Genomic DNA, 14,550 nt, shown 5'->3' on the forward strand with positions numbered 1-14,550 from the left:
AGTCCTTTTTGGCATCTGACTCCTCGATTTCTGCGATTGTCGAAAATGTGGCTGTGCTTGACAGACGGCAGCTCTCGGCGTGCTAGAGCCGCACGAGCACCTTGGTGGCCGTGCGCGCGGCCATCTCCTCGTAGCCGGACACGATGCCGTCCAGGGTCACCGCCCTGTCGAAGATCGAACCGGGATCGAGCGTGCCGGCCAGTACCCGTTCGACGAGTTCGGGAAGGTAGGCGCGGACCGGCGTGAGCCCGCCGGTGAGGGTGATGCCGCGGAGGAAGACCGGGGTCACGTCGCCGAGCGGCGGGCTGCCCATGACGCAAACGGTGCCGCCGGCCCGGCACAGCGCGAAAGCCGTGTTCTGCGTCTGGGGACCGCCACCGCACTCCACCACCACGTCGGCGCCGAGCCCCTGGGTGGCGGCGTGAACGAAATCGATGGACTCGGCGGCGCTTTCGGGTCCTCGAGCACGGAAGGTGTCGGTCGCACCGAAGTCGCGACCTTTGCTCAACCGCGTTTCGTGCCTGCCCACGAGGATGATCCGTCCGGCGCCCGCTTCCCGGGCCGCGAGGGCGGCGCAGATCCCGACCGGCCCGTCACCGAGGATGGCGACCGACGAGCCCGGCTCGACCCCGCCCGTCCGGACGGCGTGGAAGCCGGTCGCCATCGTGTCGGTGAGGGCGAGGAGCGAGGACAGCCGTTCGTCGTTCTGGTCCACCGGCACCGCCACCAGGTTGGCGTCGGCGAAGGGTACGCGGACCGCTTCGGCCTGTGCGCCGTCACCGTCCACACCGAACATACCGCCCGCGGCGCAGGCATTGTGCACACCGGCCTGACACGCGGAGCAGGTTCCGTCTGCGAAGTTGAACGGCGCGACGACCATCGTCCCGGGGCGGAGCGTGGAGACCTCGTTGCCGATGTCTTCGACCACGCCGACGAATTCGTGACCGCAGCGAGGGCCGGTGACCGGACCCGGAAGTCCGTTGTAGCCGTGCAGATCCGTGCCGCAGATCCCGGCGACGACAACGCGGACGACCGCGTCACCGGGTGCTTGGAGCACCGCGTCGGGAACCGTTTCCACGGTCAACTCGTGCTTTCCGTGCAAGATTGCAGCCTTCATGAGGACACCTCTCGTCGGCCCGATCTGATCGAATCCGGCCCTCCCGGTCCGACGGACGCGGAAAGCCGGACTCGCGGCAGCACGTCCTCCGTCCGGACGCACCGGCCGGCCGAGTGGTCCGCTGCGCCCGTGACGATGCCGACCAGCGCGGCCGCCGAGTCCTCGACCGCCGTGAAGCGCCCGGACTGCCGGGCCTTCACCGTCCACGCCAGGATGTCGTCTTCCCAGCGGTTCCCCGTCCGGCCGCGATCCAGGTGGGACCGGGTCATTCCGGCGTCGACGAGGCCCGGGTCGAACGCCACCGCCACCCGCGCGGATCCGGCCAGCTCGCCGGCCAGACTCGCGGTCACCGAGATCAACCCCGCCTTGGTGGCCGCGTAGGCGCTGGCGTGCGGCCAGCCGACCGTGCCCGCCTGGCTCACCACGTTCACCACGCGTCCGGTGAGCGTGGGCAGCACCGCCCGCGTCACCCGCACCGATCCGAAGAGCCCGACTTCGAACACCCGGCGCCACTCCGCCTCATTCACAGTCCACAACGGACCGATCGGGCCGGGAACACCCGCGTTGTTCACCAGCACGTCGAGGCCACCCAATTCGGCGACGGCCTGCTCGACTCCGCGAGCCACCGAATCTTCGTCCGTCACGTCGAGGCGCACCCAGGTCGCGGATCCACCGGCTCGCCGGATTCCGTCGACGGTCTCCGCCAAGTTGCTCCGGTCGCGGCCGGCGACTGCGACGGACAGCCCGGCGGCGGCCAGTGCCTCCGCGAACGTCCGTCCCAGCCCGCGGCCGCCGCCGGTAACCAGTACCCGCAGCGCCGGGGGCCGTACCCGCTTGCCCGTCGAGGAACGCGGGATCGCCCGCACCCGCTCGATGGCCCGCACCCGTTTGTGCGGTGCGACGCGGTCAGCGACGTAGGCGGTGATCTCCGCGAGGGGGACCGGCTCGGCCAGCACGACATAAGCCTTCGGGATTTCCCCGGCGACCGGGTCGGGCACGCCCGCGACGCAGGCTTCGGCCACCGCGGGGTGGCCGGTGACCACCTCTTCCAGCTCGACCGGCGAAACCTGGTGTCCCTTGTACTTGATCAGCGTCTTCGCCCGGCCGGTGATCCGCAGGAAGCCGTGCACGTCCCGGCTCACCAGGTCGCCGGTGCGCAGCCAGCCGTCCGCGTCCGCCGCCGCGCGGGCGATCTGCGGTCCACGCAGCCACAACTCGCCCGACTCCGCCTCGTCCCCGCCGGTGAACCGCACTTCCGTGCCCGGGACGAGCACGCCGGTGGAGCCGGGCGGGACCTCGACGCCGTCCGGGCTGAAGCTCACGCATCCCGCCTCGGTCATCCCGAAGCCCTGCACCACCGGGACACCGAGGGCCGCGGCGCAGCGGTCTGCGTCCACCGAGGGCAGCGGCGCACCACCGGAGACGACCAGCCGCAGCGACGGCAGCGGCTCCCCGGCCGCGCCGAGCTCGGTCACCACGCTCGGCACCAGGTACGCCAGCGACACGCCGTACTCGGTGACGTCGCGGGTGAAGTCGGCGGCCGAGAACGGGGTCGCGCCGATGACCAGGGTGGCGCCCGCCCGCAGCGCCGGATTCATCGCCATCTGCATTCCGTAGATGTGCCGCAGCGGCGGCACCGACAGGACGACGTCGTCGCCACGCACCCGGTGCAGGTGGGCGATCTGCCCGAGGTTGGCGGTCAGGTTGCGGTGCGACACCGGCACGAGCTTCGGCGCGCCCTGCGTGCCGCTGGAGCTCATCAGCACCGCCGTCCGGTCACCCCCGCGCGGAGACAGCGGCCGCGGTGGCGTGGCCACCGCCTCGTCCCACGACGTGCCGCTCGGTGTACGGGGGCCGACGCAGACGGTCGGCACCGCAACCTCCGGCGGCCCGAGGGCCGTTTCCGCGATCAGTGCCTTCGCACTGACTCCGTCGATCGCGGTGCGCCACCGCTCAGCGGTGTCCCGCGGGTCGAGCGCGAGCACCACCGCACCGGCCGCGAGGATTCCGTGGTAGGCCACCACGAACTCGCCGCTGTTCTCGGCCAGCACCACCACGGTGTCGTCATCGCCGACCCCCGACCGGCGCAACCAGGCCGCGAGCCCGGCTACGGCCGTGCGCAGCCGTCCGTACGTCCATTCGACGCGCCCTCCCCGCGAGTGGTCCACCACCGCGACCCGGTCCTCGTCCGTGGCGTCCGGCCGCAGGACGTAGTCACCGAGGTGCGCGTCGGCGGGTACCTCCCAGGCCACTGTCACGGGCGCACCAGCACTTCGGCGGCTTCCCGTCCGGCCATCGCCGCGAAGCCCGCACCGACGTCGCCGAGCAGCACGGTGCGCTCGAACAGCGGCGACGGGTCGATCAGCTGCGCAACCCTCACCGCTCCCCCAGGCTCTTCTTGCGGGCCAGGCTGAGCCCGTCCGCGACCGTCAGCAACACCGACTCGACGCGGTCGTCGTTGCGCACGTGTTCGTTGAACTCGCGGATGGCTCGGGCGTTGCCTTCCGCGTCGGGGGAAGCCGCCTCGCCGGCGTAGAGCACGTTGTCGGCCACGATCAAGCCGTTGGGGCGCAGCCGGGGCAGGAGTTCTTCCCAGTAGGTGAGGTAGCCGACCTTGTCGGCGTCGAGGAAGGCCAGGTCGATGAACGGCTCCTCGGGAAGGCCGCGCAGGGTTTCGGCGGCGGGCCCGAGCAGTGGTTCCACCCGCTCGGCGACACCGGCCCTGGTCCAGGCGGCGGTGGCGATGCCGGCCCAGCGGTCGGTCACGTCACAGGTGATCACCCGACCGGTCGGACCCACACCCTCGGCCAGCGCCAGCGTCGAGTACCCGGTGAACGTTCCCACTTCCACCGCGACGCGGGCGCCGGTCAGCCGGGCCAGCAACGTGAGCAGCGCACCCTGTTCCGGAGGCACCTGCATTTCGGCCACCTCGCCGAGGGCGAGCGTGGCGTCGATCAGGTCGCGCTGGACCTCGGTGAACGGTGGGAGCTGACCCCGGACGTAGTCGAGAACCTGCGGGGTGAGCAGCACCGCCTTGTCGGGCTGTTCCGCTGTTGTCGTCATGCGTTGGCTCCGTCCGCGAGAGCCGCCTCGGCGATCGGGACGAGGCGGCCGATGTGCATCGACAGGTCGGTCTGGAAGTGGTTGACCGCGTCGCGGTCGTAGGTCGCGTGCACCGGCCGCGCCGCGAGGTCCGCCAGCATCGCCGCCACCCGCGCCCGCAGAGCCGCGGTGAAGACGTGCGTGCAGACCGGGGCCCGGTCGACGAGGAAGAAGTCGTCGAGCAGCGCCTGCTCGTCCTCGGTGGGCGCCAGTTGGACGTCCCTCCCGGCGTCGCGCAGGAGCGACCCGCCGACCGGCACGAGCCGGGCGGCCACCGTCATGTGCACGAGGCGGTTGAACTTCACCGCCGTCTTCAGCGCCGACCCAGGTGCCGGCCGAGCTTCGGCGAGCAGCGCGGCGGCGTGGCGGTGGTCGCGCGCCCACGTCCCGCTCATCGCCGGGTGCCGCGCCGCCATCCGGGGCCGGATGACCGAGCGGTAGACCTCGGGGCGGCAGCTGCCCGAGTAGAGCAGCAACGCCGAGTAGGCGTCGTGCAGGACCGCGGCCTCGTCGAAGGCGCCGCGGCCGAGCGCGGCCGAAAGCAGCCGCCACACGCAGAAGGCGCCGTGGTGCCCGAGCAACCAGCGGTACCAGGCGATGTCGGTCTCGCTGTCGAGCGGCGGCGGGCCGACGGGTTCGTCGATGTCACCGGTGTGCCACGCACACGGGTCGAGCGGGTTCTGCGGTAGCGGAACGGTGAGTCGGGGCAGCGGCGAAACGCTCACGACACCACCTCCGCGACGTACTCGTCCAGCACATCGGCAGCCACGCGGATGTCCTCGTCGAGCGGGCGGTCGTGGGTGATCGGCGCGACCCGCTCGGCCAGCGCCGCGACCAGGGCCGCGCAGTGAGGCGCGGTTGGTTCGCGATCGCCGATGTGGGCGGCCTGGCGTACCGCGACGCCAAGGCATCCGTGCAGCAGCCGCAGGAGACGAGCCTGCTCGTAGGCGGTCAGCGCGGCTTGAGTGCCGAACGGGACGACGTCCTGGTTGTGCAGGTTGGTGGGAATGCTCTGCATCGCCGCGGGCGTGCACGCCCGGCGCATCGCCACGACGACCGACGTCGCCAGCACCTGCAAGCCCTGGATCGCGTGCTGCTTGCCCGGCTCGGCCGCGAGCATCGGGGGCCTCCCGCCGTTGCGGCCGGGGTCCACCAGCAGGTCGATCTGCCGCTCGGCGAGGTTGCCGACCTGGGTCATCGCCGAGGACAGCAGGTCGGCGGCGAAGGCGGCGGGCTGGCCGAAGAAGTTCCCGCCGTGCGCGACGAGGTCCTCGTCCGGGAAGAACAGGGGGTTGTCGCTGACCCCGCGAAGGTCGTCGGCGACGGTCCGGGCCGACCACCCGGCCGCCGACCGGGCTGCGCCGAGCAGCTGCGGCGTGCACCGGATGCTGTAGGGCTCCTGCAGTGGCCGCCCCGCCACCGGCGTGGTTCCTTCGAGCCACCACGACAGCTCACGGCCGACCGCTGCGGCCTCGGGGTGACCGAACGCCTCGAGCAGGGACGGCGCCAGGAACGCGGGCGCCGCACCGAGCAGGTCGGCCAGTGCCGCCGTCAGCGCGACCGCGGCTTTCAGGGAGCGTTGCGCCGAAAGCACGGCGAGACCGGCGGCCGCCGTCGTCACCGACGTACCGTTGACCAGCGCCAGCGCGTCCCGGCCGTCCAGCTCGAGCGGGGTCAGGCCCGCCGCGCGCAGGGCGTCGGTGGCGGGCATCCGGTCGCCGTCGAAGTAGGCGTACCCGTGTCCGCGCAGGCTCTGGACGGCGTGCGCCAGGGGAACCAGGTCCCCGCTGGCTCCGACCGAGCCCCAGGTCGGGATGACGGGAGCGAAGCCGGTGGCGAGCATCCGGCCCAGAGCATCCACTGTGGACAGAGATGCACCGGACAAGCCCCGGGCCAGGGACCGTGCGCGCACGAGCACCGACGCGCGGGCGACGGGGATCGGCAGGTCGGGCCCCTGGCCGACGGTGAGGTGCTGCAGCACGTTGTCGCACTGCGCGGTGCTGCTTTCCCGGCCGTCGAAGACGACCAGGGGGCCGAACCCCGTGGTGGCGCCGTACACCGGGCGTTCACACCGCGCCAGCGTCGCCTCGACGAAGCCCCGCCCGCGCTCGATGTCCGCGACGACGCTTGCGGACAACGAGATCCGGATCGGCCGGGCTGCGGCCTCCAAGTGGGTCAACTCCACGGGAGCCGAGAGATCGAGGGTGGTGGTCGTGGAATCGATCGGGCTCATCGTGTCATCGCCCCTAATTCGGCCGAAGTGGATTTGAAGCTCGTCATCAGCCAGGTCGGCGGTCCGTCCGAAGTGGCCGCGCTGTTCACCGGAGTTCGGACTGCCGGCAGCGAGCCGACGGACAACCGTCCGGCCCGGACATCGCGGCCGACCTGCGGCCCCCGACCAGCCGGCGCACCGACTGATCTGCGACCGCACCCGCCAGGTGGACCGGAGATCCGCCACCAGTTGCCGGCGTCCGTCCCATCTCGGAACGCGACCTCGACCTGTCCGCGTAACAATTTTCGCCGCAAGTATGCAGCGGTGAAGCCGTCGCACAACCGAGCGTTCCCCCTGTCGGAACGATGACGGCGATCTGCACCCGATCGGCTCACGGCGCTGACGAAGGTCGTCCACCCCACGGCCGCAAGCACTTGAGGCGAACCCACCGTCCACAAGCGACTGTCACGAGCGGCGTGACGGGGAGTCACGACGGGCCTGCTTGCCAGGTCCTCGATCATCTCGTCAGTCCTGTTCCACTCGGCTGATTCTTCAGGTGAGCCTAGGAACGGTGCGTCTGGTGTGACTCTGGATGTCCGCAGCGCTACTGCGGGTCCACAGTTCGGTCGCATCTCCGCGTTCCCGGCGCGGTCGACCGCACAGCGGTCCAGGCGTGGTGGGCAGCTACCTGGTGCTGGACCTGCTCGGTCCCCTGCCGCCGACCGCTTGGTCGCGGCCTCGTTCCTTGTGGACTTGTGGTTGCCCGCCGGAGTGTGCAGCAGGCGGGAACTCAGATGCCACAAGTGTTCCGAGAGCTGGAACGGCTCCAAGAGCGGGGCCGTTCCGGTGAGTGGAACGACGCGGGCACGCACCCGTTCGCTTCTTGAAGTCCCGGTACACGAGGCGACGCGGGCCGATCCACACCCCCAGAACAGCGGAGGGGCCATGACTCAGGCAGCAGAGAAGACAGTTCTGGACACCGGCAAGATGCTCACAACGGACATGCTTGAAGCGTCGTCGCGCCACATCGCCATCGCCCGGGACGACGACTTCGACCAGCGCGTGCGCGCGGCTTCCAGTTCGTGCAGGACACGCTGTCGGGTGGCAAACAGGTTACGGCGCGACGACGGGGTTCGGCCCCCTGGTCACCTTCGACGGCAGCGAGAACCAGGCCGCGCAGAGCGACAACGCCCTGCAGCACCTCGCCGCCGGGCAGGGGCGTGAGCTGCCGCCCGGGGTCGTGCGCGCGACGATGCTCGTGCGCACCTGGTCGCTGGCGCGCGGCGTCTCCGGCATCTCGCCGTCAGCGCTCGACGCGCTCTGCGCCGCGCTCGAGACCGACTTCACCCCCGTCGTGCCGGGCTTGAGGTGGCACGAGGATGGACGCCGCCGACGCGCTGGTCGCGGCCGGCCTGCGCCCCCTGAACCTGACAGGCTGAGACGGTCTGTCGATGGTCAACGGCACCTCGGTCACGAGCGCCGCGGCCGGGCTCGCCGTGGCGTCACTGCGGCTGTCCCACCAGATCGGGGTGCTGCTCACCGCGGCGCTGGCCGACCTGCCGGGTGCCGAACCGGCCTTCCTGGTCCCCCAGCTGCTCAACGCGTACGGCCGCCGCGGCCGTCGGCGCCACACTTCGAGCGCACCCGGAGGGGACGAGGCCGACCGGCGACCGGCCCCTGCAGGAGCCCTACAGCATCCGGTGCGTGCCGCACCTCATGGGCGCGGCGCTGTCGGCTCTCAACCGGGCGGCCGACGTGGTGGACCGCGATCTCAACGGTGTCAGCGACAACCCCCTGTTCTTCCCGGACGACGACGTGGTGGCTCACGGCGGCAACTTCTTCGGCCAGCCCGTCACGTTCGCGGGAGACCTGCTCTCGATGACCGCCACCCAGAATCGCGGAATTCCGCGGTGTCACTCGCGCCCAGGTGGCTCTGGCGTGGGTGGCGGGGCAGCCCGGCATCACCGCGCCGATCCTGGGAGTGACCAAGCCACACCACCTCACCGACGCGATCGCCGCCCTCGACCTCGAGCTGAGTTCCGCGGAACAGGTCCAGCTCACCGAGCACCACACCCCACGCTTCGCCACTGGCGTCAACCGGTCGCGCACGGGAGCGGCGCCCACGACGCCGTCCTGGGTCCGGCACGGCAGCGAGTCTCGGACATCCTCCTACCCCGAGGGATTCAGCAGAATCCCTCAGGGTGGTCCACATCTCGGCCACTGCCACGTCGGTGCGCCACTCCAGCACGAGCGCCGCCTGAACCGGACGACGAACAGGTTCCGCGGTTTTCAGCGCTCGTGGTGCGAGTACTGGGAATTCAACGCGCCGCCATCGTGGCGAGGTAGCGCGTCAGAGCCGCCGGCGTGGGGTGGGTCCAGAGGATGCCGGCGGGTAGCTCGATTCCGGTGCTCTGCTGCAGCTTTCCCCGAATGGCGATGCCCATGACCGAGTCCAGGCCGATGTCCGAAAACGGTCGTTCGGGTTCGATCCGGTGCTCCGGCACACCGGTTTCCGCCGCCACCACGCGTTGGATCACGGCCATCGCCGCGTCCAACACCTCGTCCGCAGGCAGTTCACGCAGGAGGGTGACCGGCTCCGTCGTCGGCCCTCCCCCGCCCGACCCGCCGTTCTGGGGATCACGAACGTGTTCGAACAGCGCGCGGCGTCCTCCTGGCGGCGGCGTGGTCGGCCTGACCACCAGCGCGTAGCCGTCGTCCGTGGTGTGCAGGCAGTTCCACACGCGCAGCGCCTCGGACGGGGTGATGTCGCCGAAGCCTTGGGCCACCATGCTTTGAAGTCCGTCAGCGGTGAGCTTGCCCATGCCCGTGTCACGCCAGACCGTCCAGGCGATCGAGGTCGTGTTCCCGCCTCGGTGCCGCCGGTGTGCGGCCAGGCCGTCCAGGAACGAGTTGGCCGCGGCGTAGGCGGTGCAGCCGGGCAACACGACCAGCGGCGCGGTAGAGGAGAACAGCACCATCTCGTCGATGCTGCCCGGCGGGAACAGCTCATGCAGTACCAACGCCCCGAGCACCTTGGCGTGCAGCGTCTCCCGAATCGACTCCTCGTCCAAGTCGTCCACCAGGCGACCGTGCACAGCTCCGGCCGTGTGGACCACGCCCCTGATGGGCGGCATGCGCAGGAAGTCGGGCGTCAGCACTGCTCGTGCGGCGTCGGCGTCGGTCACGTCGAGGGCCAGCGGGAGAACGCTCACCCCCTGGCTCTCGAGCTCCTCGACAACACCGATCGCGTGCCGGGTAGCGGCGTCGTGCCCTTCGTTCCAAGTGGACCGTGGAGGCAGTCCCCGCCGGCTGGTCAGGACCAGCCGGCGAGCGCCCCGTGAGGAGAGGTGCCGCGCCGCCTCCAGGCCGAGTGCCCCAAGACCGCCGGTCACCACGTAGGTGGCGTCAGGTCGCAGGGGCACCGGCGGGGTGTGAGCCCGGTCCGGGCGGGGCACGATGCGACCAGCGAGCAGCCCGCCGTTCTGGATGACCAGCCAGTCCTCCGCCGGGGGTTCGTGGAGGACTCGCGCCACCAGCTCGAACGCGGCGTCGTCGTCACCTCCCTCCAGATCCAGCACGCCACCGCGCAACTCCGGATGTTCGGAGGCGATCACCCGTGCGGCTCCCCATAGGGGTCGATGCGTGAGACCAGAAGAAATGTTGCAGGCCAACGCTTCCCGGGTGAGGACCCACAACCTGGTTCCCAGCCGGTCAGCCTCGACCACGGCCTGGGTCACGCGGGCGAGATCGGCCAGGTGGTGGACGGTCGCGTCGTACTCGTGTCCCGGTGCGGAGAACGGGGCCAGGTACACCACGTGGTGTGGTTCGTCGCCCGCGGGCAGCGAGATGTCCTGTGCGGCTTTGACGAGGGTGCACTTCAGGCCGGCCCGCACGAGGTGCTCCGCGAGCCGTTCCGCGGCCACCGAGGGTTCGGTCGAGACCAGCGTGACCGTGGCCGCAGGTGTCTCGACGGCCTGGACTTCCAGTGGCTGCCAGGACAGCCCGTGCAGGAAGATCCTCGGGTCGGCGAGCAACGTCTGGTCCGCGTCGAGAACGCCGAACCGGAGTCCGGTGACTCTGGCAGCCGACTGCCCGTCGGCCCCTCGCAGGTCCAGGTCGATGGTGTCGGCGGTGCCGCTGCGCAGGCGGGCGACCAGGTGGGCCGAGGACAGGGCAGGACCGGTCCACTCGACCGACTCGACGGAAGCGGGCATGCGGTGGATGCCCTGCCGGGCGAGCGGTAGCGAGGACAAGGTGGTGGCGGCATCGAGGATCACCGCCCAGTGGGATGCACGACCAGGCGTCGACACGGTCGCGTGCACCACGTCGTCATCGTGGCGGAGGTGGTCCACCTGCCAGTCGAAGGCCAGACCGGACACCCCGAGGGGCCGCAGCAGCTCGAGCACCCCATCAGCTCCACTGGGGAGCTTCGGGAGCACCGAGTCTTCGACCACCTCGGCCGAGTCGGCGCTCAGCGTGCCGGCTCCGCCGTCGCGAGCGGAGGTGTGCGTGGTCCAGGTCGTCTCCTCGGACGCCTCCTCCAGGCGGGAGGAGAGCACCGCCCTGCCGTCCTGGCACACGACCTGAACGGCGCGGTTCTGCTCGGCCGGCAGAGGTGTGCGCAGGACGACGTCGCGGAGATGACGCGGCCTGTCTGCTTCGCCCGTCATCGCGTCGGCGAGCGTGCAGAACAGCACGGAGGCAGGAACGATGTCCACGCCGTGCACGGTGTGCGGAGCGTCGTACGGCCTAGTCTCGGGCGAGAGGTTCGTCTGCCACACGGCCGAGGGCGGCGTGGTGGCCGCCGTCAGCCGGGAACCGAGCAAGGTGAAGGACCCCGGGTCGTGACCTCCTGCGCCCCGGTCCGCCGGTGCCTCGGGAAGCCAGTACCGGTTGTGCTGCCACGCCGTGCGCGGCAACGCGACCGCTACCGAGCGGGGCCAGTGGGCCCGCCAGTCGACCCGGACTCCGGCGCAGTGCAGCCTGCCCAGCTGTTCGGTCATCTCCGCGAGCACCGGCTGCTCACGACGCAACGAGTGCGCCGTGGTGACCGCCGGCACGGACAGCGATTCCGCGATCTGGGCGATGTTGTGGACGACGACGGGGTGCGGCGAGATCTCCAGGAAGTGGTGGTGTCCATCGTGGACCGCGGCTTCCACACCTGCCGCGAACCGCACCGGGCGTCTGAGGTTCTGCTGCCAGTAGCCGGCATCCCGCCGTGCGTCGGAACGCGGGTCGTCAAGAATCGTGCCGTACAGCCTCAAAGACGGTGCGCCGATCGACAGCCCCTGCACAGCGGCGCCGAGGTCGTCGAGGAGTTCGTCCATGTGCGAGCTGTGAAAGGCGACGTCGGAGGCCACTCGGCGAACCACGCGGCCCTCGTCGGCCAGCACGGCCGCGTACTCCTGCACCGCTGCCACGTCGCCCGCCAGCACGGACCACCCGCGGGCCGGTTCGATCGCCGCTGTCAGACCGGGCGTGCCCGCGAGACGATCCTCCAGCTCGTCGAACGGCACGTCGAGCAGGACCATGGCACCCCTGCCCGCCACGGTCTTGAGCAGGTTCGCGCGGCGGCAGGCGAATCGGGCGCCGTCTTCCGCGCTCCACACACCCGCGGTCACCGCCGCGGCGATCTCACCCATCGAGTGACCGAGTGCCGCCACCGGTTCGACGCCCCAGGACCGCCACACCTCGGCAAGACCCAGGTGCATGGCGAACAAAGTCGCCTGGATGCGGTCCGTCCGGGTGCAGTCCCCCTCTTCGAGTTCGTTGATCAGCGAGTACCCGGCCTCTTCGCGGAAGATCGGGTCGAGCCGCTCGCACAGGGCCGCGAACGGCTTGCTCGAGCGGAGCAGCTCACGTCCCATGCCCGCCCACTGCGAACCGTGCCCGGAGAAGACGAACACCGGCCCCGCAGCCTGGTCGGTCGCCCGGCCGTGCACGACTCCCGGCACCTTTCCGGTCGCGGACCACGCACGGAGGCGATCGACCGCCTCGCCGCGATCGGCGGCGAGCACGGCGGTCCGCCACGGCAGGTGCGACCTGTGCAGCGTCAGCGTGGCCGCCACCGCACTGACGTCCTGATCACCCGCCTCCAGCGCGTCCGCGAGCCTGCTCACCGTCGGCGCGAGCGCTTCCCGGGTGGCAGCGGACAGCACGAGCAGGGACGGGTCGTCGGTGACGCCTCGCTCGCCGTCCGGCTGCAGCGGGTCACCTTCCGCCAGGCAGACGTGCGCGATGGTGCCCCCGTACCCGAAGCTCGACACGCCGGCCAGCTTCGGCTTGCCGGGGACCTCGGGCCAGGCGGTCGGCTCGGCCACCACCTTGATCGACTGCTCTGCCTCGACTTCCGCATTGACGCCGTCGCGCGCTCCCACCGTGGGCGGCAGGACACCGGCGCGCATGGCCAGCACCGTCTTGATGATGCCGACCACTCCGGCACCCGCTTCGAGGTGCCCCACGTTGCCCTTCACCGATCCGATGAGTAGAGGCGAGTCCGGCGTCCGGCCGGCTCCGAGGACGGCCGCGGCCGCGGCCGCCTCCGTCGGATCACCGAGCGGCGTACCGGTGCCGTGCGCTTCCAGATAGTCCACATCGGACGGATCGATGCCGGCCGTCTCGTACACGGATCGGAGCATCTCCTGCTGCGCGATGCCGTTGGGCGCCATGATCCCGTTGGTGCGGCCGTCCTGCCGGACCGCGCTCGCACGGACGACGGCCAGGACGTTGTCTCCGTCGCGCCGGGCGTGGTCCAGCCTCTTGAGCACCACGACACCCGCACCCTCGCCTCGGCCGTACCCGTTGGCCGAAGCCGAGAACGGCTTGCTCCTGCCGTCGGCCGACAACGCTCCCGACGCCCCCAGCGACAGGGTCTGCGCGGGTGCGGCGATCAGGTTCACCCCGCCCGCGATCACGACGTCGCACTCCCCCGAGAGCAGCGCCTGCCGTCCGAAGTGGATCGCCGCGAGCGAGGACGAGCACGCGGAGTCCAGCGCCAGGCTCGGACCGCGCAGGTCGAGGAAGTACGACACCCGGTTCGCGACGGCGCAGTAAGCCCCGCCGATGCTGCTCCACGGACCGATCCTCTCGGGATCGTTCAGCAGCATCTGCCCGTACTCACCGCCACCCACGCCGATCAGCACGGCGGAGTTGCTGCCGGCGAGCGACAGGGGCGGAATTCCGGCGTGTTCGAGTGCTTCCCACACCACTTCCAGCACCAGGCGCTGCTGCGGGTCCATCAGGACAGCTTCTTTGGGTGTGACGCCGAAGAACTCGGCGTCGAAGTCCGCGGCGTTCTCCAGGTAGGCGGCGCGGCTGACTGCCCGGTTCACCGCGGCGACGGCAGCGGGACCGTGCGCCGGGTACGACGACCACCGATCGCGGGGAAGGTTCCCGACCTCACTGCGTGCCGCGATCAAGCGGGACCAGAAGTCCGCCGGTTCGCAGATCCCACCGGCCAGCCTCATGCCCAAACCCACGACGGCGACGTCGTTGCCGGGGTTGCCAACGTTCAAACGCGTCATTGCTACCTCACAGATTTCGGTCAGGCCGTCCAGTTGTCACGAGATCTCCCCGCCGGACCCGGGAGCCGGCCGCAGCGCGGATGCGGCTGGGCGATGAGGACGAGCGCGGCCCCGACCGCGGCGATCGGGGCCGTCACGCTCAGCTGGTGTCGCCGACGTCGGACGTCTCGCAACCGGAGATGCGGATGAGGACCCGGCCGTCCGCGCTCACCGCCTCCTAGGCAGGAAGATCGGCTCGGAGGACGGACAAGACACGATGATGATCCTTGCGGTGGAGCGGGAAAACGGGTTTCGGAGATGGTCAGGGCCGGCTCCGGACGAAGCCGGAACATCGCTTTGCCGACAGAATGTCGGTGGTGCGCACGCCGCCCCTTCACCGCGCCGGTGAATTCGGTGGGTACTACCGGTGAAGCCGATTCGAACTCGATTTTCGTCGCATCGGATAAGCTCCTGGAGCCGAGGTGGTGACTTCGTCCACACCGGCCAGGCCGATCCTGGGCCGGATCAGCACTCGCACGTCAACGACACTCTGCACGACGGCAGTTCTCCTCCGCCTCGACCACACTGCTGCGTCATCGCCGCGACCACGTTTCGCC

At 70.7% G+C, this 14,550-nt stretch carries 7 protein-coding genes and 3 pseudogenes; 3 read left to right on the forward strand and 7 right to left on the reverse strand.

Features of this window, described 5'->3' with window-relative positions; genetic code table 11:
- Window positions 1–82 precede the first annotated feature (82 nt).
- From BMW88_RS38935 to BMW88_RS38955, 6 genes are read right to left on the reverse strand one after another with little or no spacing between them, the layout of a single operon-like run.
- The gene (locus BMW88_RS38935) at window positions 83–1,117 is read right to left on the reverse strand and encodes an alcohol dehydrogenase catalytic domain-containing protein (protein WP_089961653.1); all 1,035 of its coding nucleotides are present in this window, start codon (window positions 1,115–1,117) and stop codon (window positions 83–85) included.
- Window positions 1,114–3,375 (reverse strand): SDR family NAD(P)-dependent oxidoreductase, encoded by a 2,262-nt coding sequence (locus BMW88_RS38940; protein WP_089961656.1) that lies wholly within the window; start codon window positions 3,373–3,375, stop codon window positions 1,114–1,116. Before BMW88_RS38940 ends, BMW88_RS38935 begins: the two co-directional genes overlap by 4 nt.
- Window positions 3,372–3,497, reverse strand: a complete 126-nt coding sequence (locus BMW88_RS44245) for a hypothetical protein (RefSeq protein WP_281249516.1) — start codon at window positions 3,495–3,497, stop codon at window positions 3,372–3,374. Before BMW88_RS44245 ends, BMW88_RS38940 begins: the two co-directional genes overlap by 4 nt.
- The gene (locus BMW88_RS38945) at window positions 3,494–4,180 is read right to left on the reverse strand and encodes an O-methyltransferase (protein WP_089961659.1); all 687 of its coding nucleotides are present in this window, start codon (window positions 4,178–4,180) and stop codon (window positions 3,494–3,496) included. The genes BMW88_RS44245 and BMW88_RS38945 overlap by 4 nt, the downstream gene beginning before the upstream one ends.
- Window positions 4,177–4,944 (reverse strand): L-tyrosine 3-hydroxylase, encoded by a 768-nt coding sequence (locus BMW88_RS38950; RefSeq protein ID WP_089961661.1) that lies wholly within the window; start codon window positions 4,942–4,944, stop codon window positions 4,177–4,179. Before BMW88_RS38950 ends, BMW88_RS38945 begins: the two co-directional genes overlap by 4 nt.
- Entirely contained in the window at window positions 4,941–6,452 is a 1,512-nt protein-coding gene (locus BMW88_RS38955; RefSeq protein WP_177221640.1) for an HAL/PAL/TAL family ammonia-lyase, read from the reverse strand. Before BMW88_RS38955 ends, BMW88_RS38950 begins: the two co-directional genes overlap by 4 nt.
- Window positions 6,453–7,437: 985 nt before the next feature.
- On the opposite strand from BMW88_RS38955, the pseudogene BMW88_RS43850 reads away from it, so the two are divergent.
- From BMW88_RS43850 to BMW88_RS44590, 3 pseudogenes are all read left to right on the forward strand, one after another.
- A pseudogene (locus BMW88_RS43850) lies at window positions 7,438–7,731 on the forward strand (aromatic amino acid lyase); the annotation flags it as partial.
- A 263-nt stretch (window positions 7,732–7,994) separates the two neighbouring features.
- A pseudogene (locus BMW88_RS44585) lies at window positions 7,995–8,312 on the forward strand (aromatic amino acid lyase); the annotation flags it as partial.
- A gap of 13 nt (window positions 8,313–8,325) precedes the next feature.
- Window positions 8,326–8,484, forward strand: a pseudogene (locus BMW88_RS44590) (aldo/keto reductase); the annotation flags it as partial.
- Window positions 8,485–8,749: 265 nt separating this feature from the next.
- Here the strand turns inward: BMW88_RS44590 and BMW88_RS38970 are convergent.
- Window positions 8,750–13,954: a type I polyketide synthase gene (locus BMW88_RS38970; RefSeq protein WP_089961664.1), complete on the reverse strand. Its 5,205-nt coding sequence runs from the start codon at window positions 13,952–13,954 to the stop codon at window positions 8,750–8,752.
- Between the last annotated feature and the right edge of the window lie 596 nt (window positions 13,955–14,550).

The sequence above is a fragment of the Lentzea xinjiangensis genome (assembly GCF_900110955.1).
Taxonomy (GTDB): Bacteria; Actinomycetota; Actinomycetes; order Mycobacteriales; family Pseudonocardiaceae; genus Lentzea; species Lentzea xinjiangensis.

What these genes read in the sequence shown, in the direction of transcription:
- BMW88_RS38935 (WP_089961653.1), bottom strand. Translation starts at nt 1,117, where the DNA reads ATGAAGGCTGCAATCTTGCACGGAAAGCACGAGTTGACCGTGGAAACG.
- BMW88_RS38945 (WP_089961659.1), bottom strand. Translation starts at nt 4,180, where the DNA reads ATGACGACAACAGCGGAACAGCCCGACAAGGCGGTGCTGCTCACCCCG.
- BMW88_RS38955 (WP_177221640.1), bottom strand. Translation starts at nt 6,452, where the DNA reads ATGAGCCCGATCGATTCCACGACCACCACCCTCGATCTCTCGGCTCCC.
- BMW88_RS38970 (WP_089961664.1), bottom strand. Translation starts at nt 13,954, where the DNA reads ATGACGCGTTTGAACGTTGGCAACCCCGGCAACGACGTCGCCGTCGTG.